This is a genomic window from Larkinella rosea (genome assembly GCF_003858635.1).
Classification (GTDB): Bacteria; Bacteroidota; Bacteroidia; order Cytophagales; family Spirosomataceae; genus Larkinella; species Larkinella rosea.
On record NZ_RQJO01000010.1, the window covers coordinates 214,718 to 233,575 of the forward strand.

Genomic DNA, 18,858 nt, shown 5'->3' on the forward strand with positions numbered 1-18,858 from the left:
GAGACCAGGTCTGCACCTCGTTTCATTCGGGTTTGCTAAGGTACGGGTTTTTCGCGGCAACGAATGGGTCTGGGTGGAGATTTCCCATTTTGGTTCATCGCAGACTCTTCACGGCTTTTGCGAGCAGAAAAACCGCCTGTTCGAGTTCGCCCGGATTCATCGACGCAAAGCCCAGCCGCACGTGGGAACTCTGCGTTTTTTCGTAGTAATAATTTTCGCCCGAATCCAGCCACAATCCCAGCGCTGCGGCCCGCTCGGCCACGGTTTTGCTCGTCAGGTTGCCAGTGTAGGTCGCCCAGACGCCCATGCCCCCGTCCGGCACATCGAACTGAATTTCTTCCGCTACCTGGTCGCGCAGGAGTTGGCAAAGCACATCCCGGCGTTCGTGGTAAATTTTGTTGGCCTTTCGCAGGTGCCGGTTGATGTCGCCATTTTTGAGCAGATTCGCCATGGCTTCTTCCAGCAAGCTCTCGCCCTGGCGATCAATCAGGTACCGCAGGCGCGTGGCCCGTTCAATCAGGTTTTCCGGTGCCACCAAAAACCCAATCCGAATGGCCGGAGCAATGGTTTTGCAAAAGGAACCCGCATAAATGACCGATCCATCCTGATCGACGCTCGCCAGCGGCAACACCGGGCTGGAAGCATAATGGAAATCGTAATCATAATCGTCTTCCAGCACCGCAAAACCGTATTGGGCCGACAACGTCAGCAACTGCATCCGTCGTTCGGGGCTGAGGGTAACGCTGGTGGGCTGGTGGTGGTGTGGCACCACATACAAGAGCCGAACTTTTTTACGACGACAAATGGCCTCCACGACATCCATATCCATGCCCCGTGCATCGACCGGCACGCACTGAATCCGCGCACCCGCCTGTTCAAACACATCATTCGCTCCGAAAAAACCAGGATCGCCCACCATAACCGTATCGCCCGGGCTGATCAGCAATTGCCCAACCAGATACATCGCCATTTGGGCTCCTTTGGTAATCAGGATGTTGTCGGGTGAGATGTGCAGCCCGCGGGTATCGTTCAGGAAACGGGCCAATTCGATGCGGAGGTTTTCGGAACCCTGCGCCGGTCCGTAGCTTAAAAATTTCCGGGTAAACTGAAAATTGGCAAACCGGCGGTATTCCCGGATCAGCAAGTCCGTGGGCGTCAGCCGGGTATCCGGAAACCCATTGTCGAACACCCGCACCGATTTCCGGACACCCGGCACCGAGCGCAGCGGAGGAAGTCTTGTTTTCGGAAGTTCGAATAAAGTTTGATTGGGATAACTGTCCGGGATTCGGTTCGTTGGGATTGGACGCGGTTTCACTTCTGGCAAGTGCGACACCACAAATACACCTTTGCGCGGTCTGGTTTCAATCCAGCTCTGGGCGTAGAGTTCGTCATAGGCGGCCCGAACGGTTTTGCGCTGAATCTGAAGCTGTTCCGCCAGCTCCCGACTACCGGGCAATTGCGCGCCAGGCCGGATGCTGCCCCGCTGAATGTGCGCAATAATCTCCCCGGCAATCTGCACATAAACCGGTAAAGCAAGTGTCCTGTCGACCGTGATGGCGAGTTGTTGCATATCGATCTGGGCTATTTCGATTAAATACTGTGGGCTACAAAGCTAGCCCAGCTGGGTGGTATTTTTGTCAGAAAAAAGATTTTCTCCACCACGATGAAAAAGCGAATTCGAATCCGGGAAGCCAATCCGGCGGCTTATCAAGCCATGCTGGCCTTGGATAGTTACTTAGCCCAAACGAACCTCAGTCAAACCCTCCGAGACTTAATTAAAATTCGGAGCTCCCAACTTAATCACTGCGCATTTTGCATCGATAAACATACGAAAGAAGCACGCGCACACGGCGAAACCGAACGACGGATTTATAACCTGAGTACCTGGCACGAAACCCCGTTTTTCTCGGAGGAAGAACGAGCGGTTTTAGCCTTAACGGAAGCCGTGACGTTCATTGCCAGCCGGGGAGTTCCGGACGAGGTCTATGACGCGGTCGCGGCTCATTTTAGTGATTCCCAGATTGCGGATCTCATTCTGGCGATTAGTTCCATCAACACCTGGAACCGCTTTGGCATCGGAACGCAGCTGTCTCCGCCCCTGTAAGACTCACAACGCCTTCCAGGTCAGAATCCAGCCCGCCTTCAGCGCGTCCAGATCCGGTAACGGAATACCGCTTTGACCCGTCGACACATCGACGGCCGTCATCGCCAGCGGAACGAGCGTCCGGCTTTGCAACGACCAGATTTTCTGGGCGCGCAGGTACATTTTCCCGTTGCGGGAGTCCACCGATTCGATCACCGCGTAGAGTAAATCGCCTTCGTCGAAACGCAGATTACCCACGTCCCGCCCGCTCGTCAGGTTGAAAACCCAGACCTGACCGGGTTGGACGCTTCCGGCTTCGACCAGTTTCGCCCGCAAACCCGAATGAATCAGTGCCGATAGGCTTGCCAGGTGGAGTTCGTCCAATTTCTGGCGGGCTGCTGCTGCCAGATTAGGCAAAGTCAGGCGCGTGTTTCCTCCTTCGTGCCCGATGACCGCGTCAAGATCCTCCACCGAAACCAGTGCCGATTCAGGGTCGTCCCCTTCTTCGCCCGGCAGCGGATTGCTCAGATAGGCAATGGCTTCCGCGCTGATCAGGTTGTCGTAGGCCCTGTAATTCGTCAGTAATTCTTTAAAAGCCACAATCCGGTAGAGGTAATGATTGGTTTCGGGATTCAGGTCCAGGTAATAATAATCCGACTCCCGTTGCCGACGGATGTTTTTCAGCAGATTACCGATTCCCATGTTATAGGCCGCTGCAACCAATGTCCAGGAACCCAACTGGTTGTGCAGGTAGCGTAAATAGCGACAGGCCGCATCGGTGGACTTTTGCAGATCGCGTCGTTCGTCATTCCCCGCCTGAATGACCAGACCCAGTTCGCGGGCCGTTGCTGGCATGAGCTGCCAATAGCCCACTGCTCCTTTCGGCGAAACGGCCCGGCTTTGCAACGCGCTCTCAACCAACGGCAGAAACTTAAAATCCGGCGGAATCTGGTACGATTCCAGAATAGGTTCAATGGCCGGAAAAAAACCGGCCGCCCGGATGCGGAGCCGGGACAGGGAGCGGTTTGGGGTGGCATGAGCCGCCAGCAATTTCACCAGCCGCCGGGCCACCCGGTGTTCGTGCGTCGGTACGGTTTCTCCGCAAAAATAAACCGGCGGCAACTCATTCGGTTTGCCGGAACCAACCAACCCTTCACGGTTTGTCACGCTGCGGGCTCCCGGGCCGAAACACAGTCCGGCCAACAACATCACTCCCAATCCGAATCGCATGGTACACAGAGGATTTATGCTTAGACGGAACGAGTCGGGCGGAGTAACGCATACCCGGTCAGGGGCGTTATATCGGCAAAAAAGGTAAACTTGAAGTTACTTCATTACTGCTTTCATAACTTTATAATTCTCTATTTCAGCGCATTCCAACCGAGGTAGAATTCTGAATTAACGCGATCGGTAGTACATCAAAAAAGGGGACGCAAGCGTCCCCTTTTTTGAAAATCCGGAATGGTTCCGTTTCACACCCAGTCCCAATCGAATAAGGGTTGAATTTTGCGTTTTGCGGCCAGAAATACCTGCCACAACCGCGTCCGACGGAACCGCAATACCCGCAATCCGAGCAATCCGGCCATCGTTGCGGGCGTTTGCCCGGGCGAAGAGGTCATGGAAGCCGAACCGGCATCGGAAGTAGTGTTGTTTTCTTCCGGTTCGCCGACGATCTGGGCCAGGGTTTCCTCCAGAAAATTCCGGCTGCGGGGCCCCCAGGTAGGCTCTGGTTCAACACCAGGTCCACTGGACGGGCGGGAAAAAGGCAAAACACCCGGCTGAAACCGCTCGCCCGGCAACGGTCGGGTCAGGTCGGCCAGCACGGCGGGCGACAGCATGTCGCTGTACATCCGCGGGCGGGTCAGCAATTCCTTGTAGGCCAGAACGCGGTACAGATACGTACTGGTTTCGCGGTGGAGCCGCAGGTTGTAATAACTCCGGACGCCCTGCTGATCGATGCGGTTTTGGACGTGGGTAACACCACTGTTGTAAGCAGCCGCCACCAACGTCCAGGAACCCAGTTCATGATGCAACTCCTGCAGGTACCGACAGGCGGCCACAGTCGATTTGTAGAGATCCCGGCGCTCATCGTTTCCTGGTCTGACAATTAGACCGAAATCGCGGGCGGTTTGGGGCATCAACTGCCAATAACCACCGGCTCCTTTTGGGGATGTGCTGGTACCCGACAGGTCGCTTTCGACCAGAGGCAGGTACTTGAAATCTCTGGGAATATTGTACCTCACCAGAACCGGCTCGATGACCGGAAAAAACTTAACGGCTCGTTTCCGAAGCCGAAGCAGGTAGTCCCGATGACGGGATTGCTGTAGTAAAACGGTCACCCAGCGACGGGTAACATTGGATTGTCGGAGGGGGACAAACTCCCCGCAAAATTGAACCGGCTGTAGACTTTGAATGGTTGAAGTCCCCGGGACCATAACGCTGACGGTACCGTTGGAGTGGGACGTAAACTCCCTTGAATTTACGTCTTTGGCTGTCGCCAAACCGATCGGTTTGAGTGTCGACAGGATCAGAATAATACTAGCTTCTTTTATCAAAACAGACTTAGTTGTTGTTTACGTCAACACGACGGTCACGGTTTAATAAAAAGTCATTTCTACGAAGCTAGTTGATTTTCTGGACTTTACCAAATTTCGGTTCTGGTAAAATTACTAAACGGCAATTCTACTAACGCCATAGACCACTCAGAGAATCCGGCCCAAAAGTGCGGCAACGATTCGAATTTTGGTGTAATCGTAGCGCCCGTTGAGCGATTCAAAAACCGGTTTCAGTGCGTTGTTATCGACTCCTACGCGGGCAATTGCGCGCTCAATGTCAAGCCGTTCGGCCGTATCGACGAGGGCGGCCAAATCGACATCATAACCGTTCCCGGCCAGGTAAATCAGGTGCATGGCAACGGTGGTAGCAGACAATTTGCGTTCCTCCGCCAGCTCATCCAGAGTCAGACCGCGCTGGTATAATTCGTACGTCAGCAAATGGGTCGCTCCTTTCAGATTGGTACCTTCCCGGGCCTGTCCGGTTAGAAAAATGGCAATTTCTTCCATGAACCGTTTCCCGAATAATTGCAGTTTTCGGTCGCCCACCCCACTGATACTGCGGAACGCTTCGGGCGTGGTGGGCCGCACCCGGCTCATCTCTTCCAGCGTCGAATCCGTAAAGACAACATACGGCGGTACGTTCTGTTCGTCCGCCAATTGTTTCCGCAACACCCGCAGCCGCTCGAAGAGATCGTCGCGCACCGACTCGGTTTTGGTTTTCGGTTTCTGTTCGGCTTTGAGCTGAGCCGCATCTTCCGGTTTGATCAACTGAATTTTCCGATCCTGAAACAAAACCGCATCGGCCAGGATTCCGCGTCGCAGGGCGTAATGATCGTTGTAGGCAATTTCAATAACGCCAATGTTGATGAGTTGCTGCACGTAACTCCGCCATTCGTCAAACTTGAGATCGCTGCCCGCGCCGTAGGTTTTAATGAGGTGGTAATTATTCTGAATGACTGTCTGATTACGCGACCCGCGCAGCACATCGATCAGGGTGTTGACCGGCACCTGTTCCTTCAGCCGAACGATGGCCGACAGGGCTTTCTGGGCCAAAACCGTACCGTCGAACATCACCCGTGGACTCTGGCAAACGTCGCAGTTTCCACAAGGCTCGGTTAGTTCCTCCGAAAAATAACTCAGCAAGATCTGCCGCCGGCACGAATGGGCTTCGGCGTATTGCTGAATCCGCTCCAGTTTGGCCAGTTGCAACCCCAGATTCGCCGGGGCATTTTCGGCCAGCATCTCCTTCCAGCTCGCTACGTCGGCAAAACTGTAAAACAAAACCGTATCGGCCGCCGAACCGTCGCGCCCCGCCCGCCCGATTTCCTGGTAAAAACTTTCCAGATTTTTGGGCATGTTGTAATGAATCACCCAGCGGACATTGGATTTATCGATGCCCATTCCGAAGGCAATGGTGGCACAGATAATCCGAATGTCGTCCCGAACGAATTCTTCCTGCGTCTGCGCCCGGCTTTCGGCACTCATTCCGGCGTGGTAAAAACCGGCGCGGTAGCCCTTTTCCTGCAATTTGGCCGCCAGGCTTTCGGTCGATTTGCGGCTCTGGCAATAGATAATCCCCGAATTGTCGGGTTGCAGGGCCAGAAACCGCTCAATCTGCTGAATCCGTTTGAGACCCGGCAACACTTTCAGACTCAGATTCGGGCGGTTGAACGACGCCACAAAAACCGCCGGATCGTCCAGATTCAGTTGATTGACAATATCCTGGCGCGTCAGTTTGTCGGCGGTTGCGGTCAGCGCCACCACCGGCACATCCGCGAAATGCGTTTTCAGCATGTTCAGCTGCGTGTATTCCGGGCGGAAATCATGTCCCCACGATGAAATACAGTGCGCTTCATCAACCGCAAAAAGACTAATCTGCAAGGTTTTGAGAAATACAAAAAAGGATTCCGACAGCATTTTTTCGGGCGAAACATACAATAGTTTCAACCGACCGGCCAAGCAATCCTGCTCGATTTCGCGCTGCTCGCGGCTGCCCTGCGTACTGTTCAAAAAAGCGGCCGGAATACCGTTCAGCAACAGGGCTTCCACCTGATCTTTCATCAACGCGATCAACGGCGAAACCACGATGCAAACGCCCGGTTTCATCAGCGCAGGAATCTGGAAACAAACCGACTTTCCTCCGCCCGTCGGCATCAGCACGAGCGAATCGCGGCCGTCAAGCAGTGTTCGGACGACGGCTTCCTGCATGGGCCGAAACCGGTCGTAGCCGTAATATTGCTTCAGAAAATCAACCGGTTGGCGCGTTTGTGTTTCGTTCATTACTGTTGTTTCTATTTTTTCTCCTGTAACCGCTCCGCTTCCAACGGCAGGATTGTATTGAAATTACCCCAATAACGGTCATCATAGTGTCCGCCCTGTTTCGGCAGGTTTTCGGTCGTGAGCAAAACTTCGGTTTCCTTCACGGCCTGGCCGTTGGATTTAGCGTATTCGGTGGTCCCGAAATGCAGGTGAATCGAGGCCGTTGAGGGCGTCTGGTTGCCCAATGTAAACCGGGTTTCCAGCTCCAGCCGGGAGTCCTGCAAATACCATTTCCCGTTAAACTGACGGTATTGGCTCCGGCCCGCAACCCGTTGCACCTCCTTTTTTGCCCGTCCGGTCAGGTTATCAAAGACCGATTTCAGGTTGGTCTTCAAGACCTCACCGGCCGCTTCGGGCGTAAACTCATACGCAATCCGGACGATTGCCCGACTCGCCGTATCAATCAGGATTTCTCCTTTCCGGGCCGCCCGAACCCGCCGACCCGCCACCGGCTCAAACTCCAGTCGGTAGGCCAGCCGGTCATCGCAGCCGGTCAGCAGCGAATCCAGCCGAAAGGCGTAGTCGTTCAGGTGATCGCCATCGAAATAATCCGGTGGCCCCAGGTCCATGCTCCGCGTCACAATGGCGGCTCCGTTCGGAAAAGCGTATCCTTCCAACGCCCTGGGCAGCGGTTTTCGTTCGCGCTGGCGTCCTTTCACCAGTTTCACCTTTTCCGGCAATTCCGTTTGCACATTCGGCAGCTTCTCCGCTTTCAGAATCGCTTCCCGCACGTTCCAGCAGGCCGTATCGCTCGAAAGTGTTTCGCGGTAAAAACCGGTCAGCACGGTCGGCGTAGCCTGAAAATTGGTCGGAATGGATTTCAAAGCCGAAAAAACCAAAATTCGGGCATCGGTTTGCCGCCGAAACGAAACCGGAAGTTCCGGCCGAACGATGGGGTTCAGATGCACAGCTATTGAATCAACTGCTTTCAAATCCCGCAACAAAACGACGCTGTTCCGGTAGCCTGCTGCCGAAACAAGCATTTCTTTCTGCGCATCTATTTTCGGGTATTTAAGCAAAAACCGCCCTTCTGCGTTGGCCAGCGTTCCCCAGGCTTTGCCGGAAATGCTGACGTACGCAAATTCGACCGGTTTCCCGGTCGAATGGTCGGTAATCTGGCCTTTGATTTGCTGATACCCTTGTGCTACTGACCCATTTATCCCTGAAAGCACAAGGAAAAATGTTCCTAAAAACCATTTCATGCGGAGTTACGTAAAATACTTAAAAACCGCTTCGTGGGGTCAGGTAAACTGAAATCCGATATCAAAAATACGAAATCCCGCCCGCTTATCCCATAAAACGATCTGTAAACATAAGGTTTGTTTCTGATTGCATATACAACAAAACGGGATTTGTTTTTCCGGTTCGCCGGTTCATCATTTTGGCGCTGAACGACAACCGGCACCTCCCCATAGCAGACGGACGGCTGGCCGTCCAAAAATCGCGGATTATCCGTATGTTTGACATTCAAAACGCTTCATTACTCTTCCGGATTCTCATGAAAAAAATTGGATGGCTGGGCAGTACACTGCTCCTCTCACTGGCTTCGATGGCCCAAAAACCGCTTACTCCCGAACAGCTCTGGAAGTGGGGGCGGGTGTCGGGGCTGGGCGTTTCCAAAGACAAACAGTTTGTCGTTTATGCCGTCAGCACGCCCAATGCAGCAGAAAATAAAAGTACCCGGAAAACATACAAGATTCCGCTGACGGGCGGAAATGCCGTCGAAGTCCCACATGCGGACAGTCTGCTGGTGAATTCGAAAATCTCGTCGGACGGCAAACACATCATCAGCAGTGAAGCCGTCAAACTGGAGGATATAACCGGCATTGAAAAATACCCCGACCTGAAAAAATCAAATGCCTACGTCTATACTTCACTGAATTACCGCCACTGGGATACATGGGAAGACGGCAAATACGACCACGTTTTCGTGGCTCCGCTGGCCAACGGAAAAGTCGGAACGGCCAAAGATATTATGCCGGGCGAGAAATTTGACTGCCCGCAAAAACCGTTCGGTGGCGACGAGGATTTCATCTGGAATCCCGATGGCAAACACATCGTTTACGTCACGAAGAAAAAAACCGGTACGGATTACGCCGTCAGCACCAACACCGATTTGTATGAATACGACATCACAACCGGGACGACCAAAAATCTGACGGAAGAAAACAAAGGCTACGACGTCAATCCGGAATACAATGCCAAAGGGCAACTCGCGTGGCTGCAAATGAAACGAGACGGTTACGAAGCGGATAAGCAGGACCTTATCGTCTGGAACGGTACCACCAAACTGAACCTGACGCAGCAGCGCGACGACATTCACGTTTCCGGTTTCAAGTGGAGCCAGGACGGCAGCGCGCTCTTTTTCAATGCGCCCATCGACGGCACGATCCAGTTGTTCAAAGTGACGTATCCGGGGCTGACCAAAATGATGCCCGTTATCACGCAGATTACGAAAGGCGATTTTGACATTACCGGGATTATCGGGCAATCGGGTAACACGCTGATCGTGGCCCGGAATGACATCAACCACCCGTCGGAACTCTTCACGGTCGATTTGGGGAACGGTGTGATGAAGCAGTTAACGCACGTGAACGACGAAGAGCTGAAGACCACCGGCCTCTGTAAAACCGAACGCCGGTTCGTCACCACCACCGACAACCAGAAGATGCTCGTCTGGGTGATCTATCCGCCCGGCTTTGATGCTTCCAAAAAATACCCGACGCTGCTGTACTGCCAGGGCGGACCGCAGTCGGCGCTGACGCAGATGTATTCGTACCGCTGGAATTTTCAGCTGATGGCATCGCAGGGTTACATCGTTGTCGCACCCAATCGCCGGGGTATGCCGGGGCACGGCACCAAATGGAACGAGCAGGTCAGCAAGGACTGGGGCGGTCAGGTGATCAACGACTACCTGAGCGCGATCGACGACGTTTCCAAAGAACCGTATGTCGACAAAAGCCGGCGTGGTTGCGTCGGGCCGAGTTTCGGCGGTTTTTCGGTTTTTGCGCTGGCTGGCGTTCATAACAAACGGTTCAAAACCTTCATTTCGCACGACGGCGTCTTCGATTTCAAAAGCATGTACGGCACCACCGAGGAGGTGTTTTTTGTGAACTGGGACCTCGGCGGGCCGTATTGGGACAAGAAAAATCCGGCAGCCCAGCGTTCCTACAGCCAGTCGCCGAGCAATTTTGTGGACAAGTGGGACACACCCATTTTCATCATTCAGGGCGGCCGCGACTACCGCGTTCCCATCGAACAGGGTTTGCAGGCCTTTCAGGCGGCTCAGTTGCGGGGCATCAAGAGCAAACTGCTTTACCTGCCCGACGAAAACCACTGGGTATTGAGTGCCCAAAACGCGCTGGTCTGGCAGCGGGAGTTTTTCAAGTGGCTGGAAGAGACGTTGAAGTAAGCCGGGGCGGTTTTTCGTGAAAACCGGTCTGAAACTATCAATCCAGATTCCCCGACACTTTCAACCCGCTCGGCACGCGGGTCGGGACGGTTTTGTCGAAATTGTCGTCGTTGAGTGTATTCAGGAATTCGACAATTCCGGAAATGTCCCGGAAATTAACATCCATTCGGCGGGCCAGCGTATCGATCTGATGGGCAGTGACATGCGGATTTTCAACCTTTCCACCCGCAACGTCCTCGTAAAACAGCAGCACCTGGTCCAGCGTCGTAAATTTTCCGCTGTGCATGTAAGGGGCCGTATACCGGAGATTCCGCAAGGTCGGCGTCCGGAAGGCATAGGTATTGTTGGCGCCCGCATCCGATTCTTTGCGGTTTTGGCTGTCCGGCACGCCCAGAATGTGCAGTTTGTAATCCGAAAGCATCGGGCCATTGTGGCATTTGGCACAACCGGTTCTCAAAAATAAATTCATCCCCTCTTTTTCACTGAAGGAAAGCGCGTTGCTGTCGCCCCGCATGTACTGGTCGAACCGGGAGTTTGTCGCGATCAGCGTCCGTTCGTAGGCGGCAATGGCTTTCGCCAGATTTTTGGCGTGAACGGGGTTGGATTCGCCCGCAAATGCTTCCGAAAACCGCACCTGGTATTCGGGGATTTTACGGATTCGGGCAATGATTTCGTCGATCACGGCCTCTTCCAGATACGAATGTCCCCGCATTTCCTCCAGCGTTTTGATCGGCAGTAAAGACTGTTCTTCCAGCCCTTTGGCCCGCGAATCCCAGAACATGGGTGCCAGAACCGGATTGTATTCCCCCTGATTCGTTAGTCCATTAAAAGCCGCATTCAGCACGGATTGGGAGTTTCGTTTAACAAACGGAATGGTGTTGGGCGTCAGAAATTGTCTTTTGCTGTCGCGGCCACTGCCATTGACACCAATGGAGGTTTCCAGAAATTCGGCGTAGTTGAACTCCGGCTGGTGACAGGTAGCACAGGCCACATCCCGGTTTCCGGATAAGATCGGATCGAAAAACAGAAACCGCCCCAACTCCACCTTTTTCGCATTCGTCGGATTATCCGGCGGGTCGATGGCCGATTCCGGCAACGCACCCAATACCGCAATGGATTCGGAGACTTTCTTTGATTTTTTCCGTTGCGTGTTTTGATCATTTCCGCACGAACAGAAACCCAACAGAATCATACTCAGAATCAGGCACTGAAAACCATAAACACGCAAGCACGTCATTTTACTCACACCTAATAATGTATCAAAAAACAAAGCGACCGGTTTTTAGGATTTACTATAACCGGTCAGCGGTTTTATTAAAATACACTTAAATAATCAGGAATTTTCTAATTAAATATCAATAAAGCAATAATTTACCCAAACTTTTGCCCACATTCATCTCTAACCAATTTACATTCCTATGAAAAACGCACTCATCATTTTTTGTTTCCTGTTCACGCTAACGGTTGTAGGCGTATCAGGACAGACGCCATCGGAAGCCAAAATTGCGAAGAAAGAAACGAAAGCGGCTAAAAAAGCGGCCGATAATCCCGACAATAAGGCAGCCATGAAGGATGCCAAAACCGAGAAAACGGCATCCAATCGCAATCCGGACGGTACGTTCAAGAAGGTTGATAAGACGGAAACCAAAACCGCTACGGCCACGCGGAATGCGGATGGAACTTTTAAGAAAGCCGAGAAATCGGAAACCAAAACCGCTACGGCTGCGCGGAATGCGGATGGAACGTTCAAAAGCAAAACCGAGAAAACGGAAACCAAAACCGCTAAAGTTGAAAAAGAAGTCAAAGCCGTTCCGGAAGATTACAAAGCCGCCGTTGACAAGAGCCAGAAAGGCCCCGCCGGTGAAACGGTTTATACGGGTCCGCGCGGTGGAAAATATTACATCACCAAAGCCGGAAACAAACGGTATTTGAGCAGTAACTAATTCGAGAGACCGATGAATCAGGAGGGTGCAAAATTTAATCTGATTTTGCACCCTTTTCTGTTTTGGTGGAAATAAAAATACGGTTAAATTTCGTTCGCCAACCAATAATCTAAATTAAATAATGGCGGTTTTTCTTACATTTCTGCACTCGTAGGGATTCTAACCCCAAATCCCCATTCCGTACCGTTTCAATTGCTTAACAAACCACCTTAATCTCGCCAAAAATGAAAAATACGCTCTCATTTCTGTTGCTCTTTTTGTGTCTGACTTTTGCAATTGACACCCTGGCGCAGGACGTCAAGGAAAAGAAAGATAAGCCCAAAAAAGAGAAATCGGACAAGAAAAAAGACAAGGCTCCATTGACCGAAGAAGAAAAAAAGGCGAAAGCCGAAAAGAAAGCCGCGAAAGCTGCGATGACCGACGAGCAAAAGGCAGCCGCGAAAGCTGAGAAAAAAGCCAAAAAAGCGGCTATGACCGATGAGGAAAAGGCCGCAGCAAAAGCCGAAAAAAAGGAAAAGAAGGAGAAAAAAGAAAAAGCTGAAAAGCCCGAATTAGGCGAGAAAAAGGAAAAGGCCGAGAAGAAAGAAAAGCCAGAGAAAAAGGAAAAAACTGAAAAGGTTGAAAAGCCGGAGAAAGAAGTGAAAGCCGCTCCCGCCGATTACAAAGCGGCTGTCGATGCGAGTCAGAAAGGTCCTGGTGGCGAAACGGTTTATACCGGTCCGCGCGGGGGAAAATATTACATCACCAAAGCCGGCAACAAGCGGTATTTGAGTAGCAATAAATAAAGGAGGAAACGACAAAGGAGGAAGGGAAGAGAGGAGTAAAAAGGATTCTTTCTCCCTCCATCCCCTCTTCCTTTCCTCCTTTATTCCGCTCAGCCCTTCTTCCTTTAATTAAAATTCCGCGCTTTTCGGTGTTCTTGGGAACGGAATGACATCGCGGATGTTGCCCATGCCGGTGACGAACAGCACCAGTCGTTCGAAGCCTAAACCAAAACCGGAGTGCGGGGCCGTACCAAACTGGCGGGTTTCGAGAAACCACCAGATATTGGATGGATCAATGCCCACTTCCTGAATCCGGGCCATCAGTTTGTCGTAGTTTTCTTCGCGCTGCGAGCCGCCGATGATTTCACCAATTCCGGGAAACAGGACGTCCATTGCACGCACTGTTGGGCCCGGTGCCGATTCGTCGACCTCGTCCTGTTTCATATAGAACGACTTGATTTCGCGCGGGTAATTGGTCAGGATAACCGGTTTTTTAAAGTGTTTTTCGACCAGAAACCGCTCGTGTTCCGATTGCAGGTCGATGCCCCAACCGACGGGATACTGAAATTTCTTTTCCTTGTGCGGTTTTGACTGCAGCAGGATTTCGATGGCCTGGGTGTAGGTCAGGCGCTGAAAATCGTTGTTGACCACAAAGGCGAGTTTTTCGAGCAAGGGCATCGGGCTGCGGTCGGCCTGCGGTTTGGATTTTTCCTCCTCCATCAGGCGGTTTTGCAGAAACGCCAGGTCGTCGGCGCAGTGTTCGAGGGCATATCCGATGACGGTTTTCACAAAATCTTCGGCCAGATTCATGTTGTCTTCCAGCTCATAAAAGGCCATTTCGGGCTCAATCATCCAGAACTCGGCCAGGTGGCGCGTGGTGTTGGAATTTTCGGCGCGGAACGTTGGTCCAAAGGTGTAAATTTTCGACAACGCCAGCGCGCCGAGTTCCCCTTCGAGTTGTCCCGAAACCGTCAGGTTGGTTTCGCGCCCGAAAAAGTCCTGTTTATAGTCGATATCACCTTCGTCCGTACGGGGCGGTTTGTTCATATCCAGCGTGGTTACGCGGAACATCTCCCCGGCGCCTTCGGCATCGGAAGCGGTGATGATGGGTGTATGCAGGTAGAAAAAACCGTTGTCGTTGAAGTACTTATGTACGGCAAAGGCCAGCGCGTGCCGGATGCGAAGTACGGCGCTGAACGTGTTGGTGCGGGGACGTAAATGGGCAATTTCCCGCAGAAATTCCATCGAGTGTTTCTTGGGCTGCAGTGGGTATTTTTCCGGATCAGCAGTGCCATATACATGAATATCAGTCGCTTTTACTTCCACTTTCTGACCCGAGCCCTGCGATTCGACCAGCGTTCCGGTGATGGCGACGCAGGAACCCGTGGTAACCAGTCGGAGTGTTTCTTCGCTGAACTGCCCCGGTTCGGCCACGGCCTGCAGGTTATGAATGGTTGATCCATCGTTGATGGCAATGAAAATGGCATTTTTACTTTCCCGCTTGGTGCGAACCCAGCCTTTGACGGTAATCGTGTGACCGGTCGTTTCAGACGCGAGCAATTGTTTAACAGGTAGCAGACTCATTCTGAAAAGTAATAAGTGAAAGACGGTGTAAAGGTAAGTCATTCGCGGAAATATGAAGCGGTTTCTTCAATCGGCAAAAACCGATTACTAGAAACTTTATACGATAATCACCTCATAATCAACGACACGAATTCAAATGCATAAAATTCAGTAGGACGCAAAACATTTTTTTTTAAAATTGGTCTGGAATTTGATAGGCGGGTTCTCTAACACCCGAGTCAGGAAATAGTGACCCGCGAATATAGTACGTTATTATGCAAAGACTCAGCCTTACCCAATCTCTTCAGCAAAAGCTGTCTCCGCAACAGATTCAGTTTATTAAACTGTTGCAGATTCCGACTGCCGAACTGGAAACCCGGGTTGAAGAAGAACTGGAAATAAATCCGGCCCTGGAAGAGGGTCCCGATACGGAATACGAAGACTCGAATGCGGACGATCCGTTTTCGGATGAATACGACGACGATTACAAGGAACGGAATGACGATGTCGATCTGGGAAGTTATCTGAACGAAGATGACTACAACGGCTATAAAATGCAGGGAGACGGCAATTATAGCGAAGAAGACCGCGAAATGCCGGTGGCTAACCGGTCGACCCTGACCGACACGCTGATGCAGCAATTTGGCTACCTGAACCTCGACGAGCGGCAGGAAGTCATTGGCATGCAGCTCATTGGCAGCATTGAAAACGACGGTTACATCCGGCGGTCGATGCAGGCTATTGTAAACGATCTGGCTTTTTCGCACGGCATTTTTACGGATACGGACGAACTGGAAACGGTTTTGAAACGGGTTCAGACTTTTGATCCGCCGGGCATTGCCGCCCGCTCACTGCAGGAATGCCTGCTGCTGCAACTGCACCGCAAGGATTCCAACGATCCGGCGGTTCCGCTGGCAATCCGGATCATTGAAGACCTCTTCGAGGAATTTTCGAAAAAACACTACGACAAAATCCAGAAACGGCTGAATGTCACGGAGGAACAGCTCAAAAAAGTCATTCAGATCATTACCAAACTGAATCCCAAACCGGGTTCGGTTGAGGGCGAAGACGGCGCGGTGCAATACCTGATTCCAGATTTTATCCTGACCAACAACGCCGGTAAAATCGAACTGACCCTCAACTCGCGCAACGCGCCTGAACTTCGCATCAGCCGGTCGTTTGCCGAGATGCTGGATACGTACGAAAAAAGTGACAAGAATAACCGCTCACTGAAAGAAACCGTCTCGTTTGTCAAGCAGAAACTCGATGCGGCCAAGTGGTTTATCGACGCCATCAAGCAACGCCAGGCAACGCTGCTGAAAACGATGAATGCCATCGTGAAATTTCAGTACGATTTTTTTCTGGAAGGCGACGAGAATAAACTGCATCCCATGATTCTGAAGGACATCGCCAACCTGATCGACATGGACGTTTCGACGGTTTCGCGCGTGGCCAACAGCAAAGCCGTTCAGACCGAATTCGGCATTTATCCGCTCAAATACTTTTTTTCCGAAGGCATTGCGACCGACTCGGGCGAGGACGTCAGCAGCCGGGAAGTAAAAAATATCCTGAAGGAATTTATCGATCAGGAACCCAAAGGCAACCCGCTGTCGGACGATAAACTGGAAAAAATGCTCAACGAACGGGGGTACAACATTGCCCGCCGAACCGTGGCCAAATACCGGGAGCAGCTAAACATTCCGGTTGCCCGGCTGCGGAAGCAGTTGTAACGGTATACGGTTTTGGGCCTTCCATGCATTCAAATCGCGGAGCTTTGTTAATTTTGTTGAATGATTGACGAGCAACGGCTGACCGAAGACCCAAAACCGAAAACCGAATCCGTGAGCACCGCGTTTGCCCGTGCGCTGTCGGCGGTTTTCCATCCGCTGCTGATGCCCACCCTTCTATTCAGTATCCTGTTTTTTGGCGCTCCGGAAGCATTGGGCGTCAGCATGCTCGAAAACCGGTCGAAGGTCAGTCTGCTGCTATTAATTGGCATCAGCACGTTCTTCATTCCGGCTTTCCTGATTTATTTTCTGCACCGCACCGGTTTTGTTCGCAGTTTGCACATGGACGAGTTGCAGGACCGCCGGTTACCTTATTTCATGACGGCCCTGCTCTATACGACAACGACTCTGTTGTTCACGTTTCAACTGCCCGAAATTTCGAATTCGGTGCCTGAAATAGGCATTCTGCTGGGCAGCATAACCGTGTCCGTTACGCTGGTGGGACTGATCAGCCTATTCTGGAAAATCAGCGCCCACAGTGTGGGAGTCAGTGGCATGGTGGGGGCGTTGCTGGGCATTGCCATCAAATCCGGGGACATTACGCTTTTGAATCCGTTACTCGCCCTCATCCTACTGGCGGGTTTGCTGGCCAGCGCCCGTCTGAAACTGAATGCACACACGCCCGCACAAATCGCTGCCGGAATGGGTCTGGGCCTACTGGTAAGCCTGACGACGGTAATGTTTCTGGTTTAAAAAATGGTTTACGGTGGCTGACGCGCGCTGCCATGAACGCGTCAGCCACCGTAAACAGAAAACCGTAAACCGAAAAAATATGTACGAACACCTGCTTTACACCACTTCCGACGGCATTTGCCGCATTACGCTCAACCGCCCGCAGGTTCATAACGCCCTCAATCCGGCGCTGATTCGGGAACTCACGCAGGCTGTGAAATCCGCCGGGGCCGATGATTTCGTCCGGGTAGTCGTGCTAACCGGCACGGGCGACAAGGCATTTTGTTCCGGGGCCGATTTGAAAGAAGCCGCCGAACAACTGCAAGCGGGCAGCGGTTTTTCGATGGGCGATCTGCTGCGAACGACGTATCATCCGATGGTAGAAGCCATTCGGAACTTGCCAAAACCGGTGATTTGCCGGATGAACGGGGTGGCCGCCGGAGCGGGTTGCTCGCTGGCCCTGGCCTGTGATGTCGTCATTGCCGCCGACGAAGCCTATCTATCGCTGTTGTTTGTCGGTATCGGGTTGATGCCCGACGCCGGTTCAACGTTTTTTCTTCCGCGGCTGGTGGGTTCACAAAAGGCGTTCGAATTATGCAGTACGGGTCGGCGGGTGTATGGGCCAGAAGCCGCGCAACTGGGCCTGATCACGCGCTCGGTTCCGGCGACGGAGTTGGATACCGCCGTTGCCGAAACCGTCCGCCAGTATGCGGCAGCCCCAACCCAGGCCATTGGTCTGATGAAATTAGCGTTGAACCAGTCGTTGTACACCCCGCTGACGTCCCAACTGGAGCAAGAGGCTCAGTATCAGAATCAGCTGGGGCACTCACACGACGCCATCGAAGGCATCACGGCCTTTCTGCAAAAACGGAAACCGGTTTTTCGGGGAAAATGAGCGATAAATTTCAGCCGCCCATTTGAATCTTATCTTTTTTGTCTTACTTTTGCAGTCCCAACACGGGTATTGCATTCGTAGCTCAATTGGATAGAGCACCTGACTACGGATCAGGAGGTTTGGGGTTCGAATCCCTACGAGTGCACATTGATTATCAAGTAATTAAGCCACTTCATTCCGAGGTGGCTTTTTTGTTTACTACTCAATTCCTGGCGGACCATTCTAAATCGATAGTTTTCGTAGCTTGAAGCTAACTTATTTTCAAATACTGGTGAGAGTTCTTTTTATCGCTGGCCCATTTTTAAATGACCAATGTAGTCATATACGTCTCCGGTAGTCCTTAAAAAGTAATGATCGCGACCAAAGGCCGCAGTCGGGCCGTAGTTTTGGGTCGCCAAACTTATTTCTACGTGCCATGTTTCAATAACATACCTGCCCTGCTTGCGGCTGGGCAAACCTAGTCAAGAATGGAGCCGCTTGCTACGGTAAAGCCCGACTAAAATGTAAACGCTGTGCCCGCCAGTTTGTCCTGATGCGAACCTATCAATCCTTGTCCAACGAATGTAAACGACGCATTGAACTACTGCTAGCCGAACGCATTTCGCTCGAATCGATCTGTCGAGTCATGGAAATTGAGGCCCATCAACTTTACACCTATATGGATGAACGGTATGATGAAATACCCCAGGACTTAGCCTGTTCAGTAACTAATTCGACTGATATTGAGCTAGTTAAAGTTGATTCCGAACTGGATGAACTGTGGAGCTTGGTGGGCTAGAAAGCCAATATAACAATGGCTTTGGCTTGCCCATGATTGAGCGAGTCGCCAGGTCGTTGCCTTAGGTGTAGGGAACCGTGGTGGGGA

Annotated in this window: 14 protein-coding genes, 1 tRNA gene and 1 pseudogene; 9 read left to right on the forward strand and 7 right to left on the reverse strand. The window is 52.1% G+C overall.

The window, feature by feature from the left end; translation table 11 throughout:
• Positions 1-94 precede the first annotated feature (94 nt).
• Positions 95-1,570 carry a MocR-like pyridoxine biosynthesis transcription factor PdxR gene (pdxR, locus tag EHT25_RS21890; RefSeq protein ID WP_124877309.1) on the reverse strand — a complete coding sequence of 492 codons (1,476 nt, stop codon included), beginning with the start codon at positions 1,568-1,570 and terminating at the stop codon, positions 95-97.
• A 93-nt stretch (positions 1,571-1,663) separates the two neighbouring features.
• Here pdxR and EHT25_RS21895 point away from each other — a divergent pair, with 93 nt between their 5' ends.
• A complete protein-coding gene (locus tag EHT25_RS21895) occupies positions 1,664-2,104 on the forward strand; it encodes a carboxymuconolactone decarboxylase family protein (RefSeq protein WP_124877310.1) in 441 nt (146 codons plus the stop codon).
• A 3-nt stretch (positions 2,105-2,107) separates the two neighbouring features.
• Here EHT25_RS21895 and EHT25_RS21900 read toward each other — a convergent pair whose 3' ends face one another.
• From EHT25_RS21900 to EHT25_RS21915, 4 genes are all read right to left on the reverse strand, one after another.
• Positions 2,108-3,313: a lytic transglycosylase domain-containing protein gene (locus tag EHT25_RS21900; protein ID WP_229311728.1), complete on the reverse strand. Its 1,206-nt coding sequence runs from the start codon at positions 3,311-3,313 to the stop codon at positions 2,108-2,110.
• A 242-nt stretch (positions 3,314-3,555) separates the two neighbouring features.
• Positions 3,556-4,638 carry a lytic transglycosylase domain-containing protein gene (locus EHT25_RS21905; RefSeq protein ID WP_124877311.1) on the reverse strand — a complete coding sequence of 361 codons (1,083 nt, stop codon included), beginning with the start codon at positions 4,636-4,638 and terminating at the stop codon, positions 3,556-3,558.
• A 147-nt stretch (positions 4,639-4,785) separates the two neighbouring features.
• The gene (recQ, locus tag EHT25_RS21910) at positions 4,786-6,918 is read right to left on the reverse strand and encodes a DNA helicase RecQ (RefSeq protein WP_124877312.1); all 2,133 of its coding nucleotides are present in this window, start codon (positions 6,916-6,918) and stop codon (positions 4,786-4,788) included.
• Between the two features lie 11 nt (positions 6,919-6,929).
• Entirely contained in the window at positions 6,930-8,159 is a 1,230-nt protein-coding gene (locus EHT25_RS21915; RefSeq protein WP_124877313.1) for a carboxypeptidase-like regulatory domain-containing protein, read from the reverse strand.
• A 296-nt stretch (positions 8,160-8,455) separates the two neighbouring features.
• Here EHT25_RS21915 and EHT25_RS21920 point away from each other — a divergent pair, with 296 nt between their 5' ends.
• Positions 8,456-10,369 carry a S9 family peptidase gene (locus EHT25_RS21920; protein ID WP_124877314.1) on the forward strand — a complete coding sequence of 638 codons (1,914 nt, stop codon included), beginning with the start codon at positions 8,456-8,458 and terminating at the stop codon, positions 10,367-10,369.
• A gap of 37 nt (positions 10,370-10,406) precedes the next feature.
• Here the strand turns inward: EHT25_RS21920 and EHT25_RS21925 are convergent, their stop codons facing one another.
• Positions 10,407-11,606, reverse strand: a complete 1,200-nt coding sequence (locus tag EHT25_RS21925; protein WP_124877315.1) for a cytochrome-c peroxidase — start codon at positions 11,604-11,606, stop codon at positions 10,407-10,409.
• Positions 11,607-11,787: 181 nt separating this feature from the next.
• On the opposite strand from EHT25_RS21925, the gene EHT25_RS21930 reads away from it, so the two are divergent.
• Positions 11,788-12,312, forward strand: a complete 525-nt coding sequence (locus tag EHT25_RS21930) for a hypothetical protein (protein WP_124877316.1) — start codon at positions 11,788-11,790, stop codon at positions 12,310-12,312.
• A 224-nt stretch (positions 12,313-12,536) separates the two neighbouring features.
• On the forward strand, positions 12,537-13,097 hold the full coding sequence (locus EHT25_RS21935) for a hypothetical protein (RefSeq protein ID WP_124877317.1): 561 nt from the start codon (positions 12,537-12,539) through the stop codon (positions 13,095-13,097).
• A 108-nt stretch (positions 13,098-13,205) separates the two neighbouring features.
• On the opposite strand, the gene asnS is transcribed toward EHT25_RS21935, so the two are convergent.
• Positions 13,206-14,660 carry an asparagine--tRNA ligase gene (gene asnS / locus EHT25_RS21940; protein ID WP_124877318.1) on the reverse strand — a complete coding sequence of 485 codons (1,455 nt, stop codon included), beginning with the start codon at positions 14,658-14,660 and terminating at the stop codon, positions 13,206-13,208.
• A gap of 254 nt (positions 14,661-14,914) precedes the next feature.
• Here asnS and rpoN point away from each other — a divergent pair, with 254 nt between their 5' ends.
• The 5 genes and pseudogenes from rpoN to EHT25_RS33565 form a co-directional block, all read left to right on the forward strand.
• Positions 14,915-16,369: an RNA polymerase factor sigma-54 gene (gene rpoN, locus EHT25_RS21945; RefSeq protein WP_124877319.1), complete on the forward strand. Its 1,455-nt coding sequence runs from the start codon at positions 14,915-14,917 to the stop codon at positions 16,367-16,369.
• 60 nt (positions 16,370-16,429) lie between these two features.
• Positions 16,430-17,119: a hypothetical protein gene (locus tag EHT25_RS21950; RefSeq protein WP_229311730.1), complete on the forward strand. Its 690-nt coding sequence runs from the start codon at positions 16,430-16,432 to the stop codon at positions 17,117-17,119.
• 79 nt (positions 17,120-17,198) lie between these two features.
• Complete coding sequence (locus tag EHT25_RS21955; RefSeq protein WP_124877320.1) at positions 17,199-17,993, forward strand: enoyl-CoA hydratase/isomerase family protein; 795 nt, start codon at positions 17,199-17,201, stop codon at positions 17,991-17,993.
• 71 nt (positions 17,994-18,064) lie between these two features.
• Positions 18,065-18,138 (forward strand) — tRNA-Arg (locus tag EHT25_RS21960).
• 327 nt (positions 18,139-18,465) lie between these two features.
• A pseudogene (locus EHT25_RS33565) lies at positions 18,466-18,771 on the forward strand (IS1-like element transposase); the annotation flags it as partial.
• Positions 18,772-18,858: the final 87 nt, after the last annotated feature.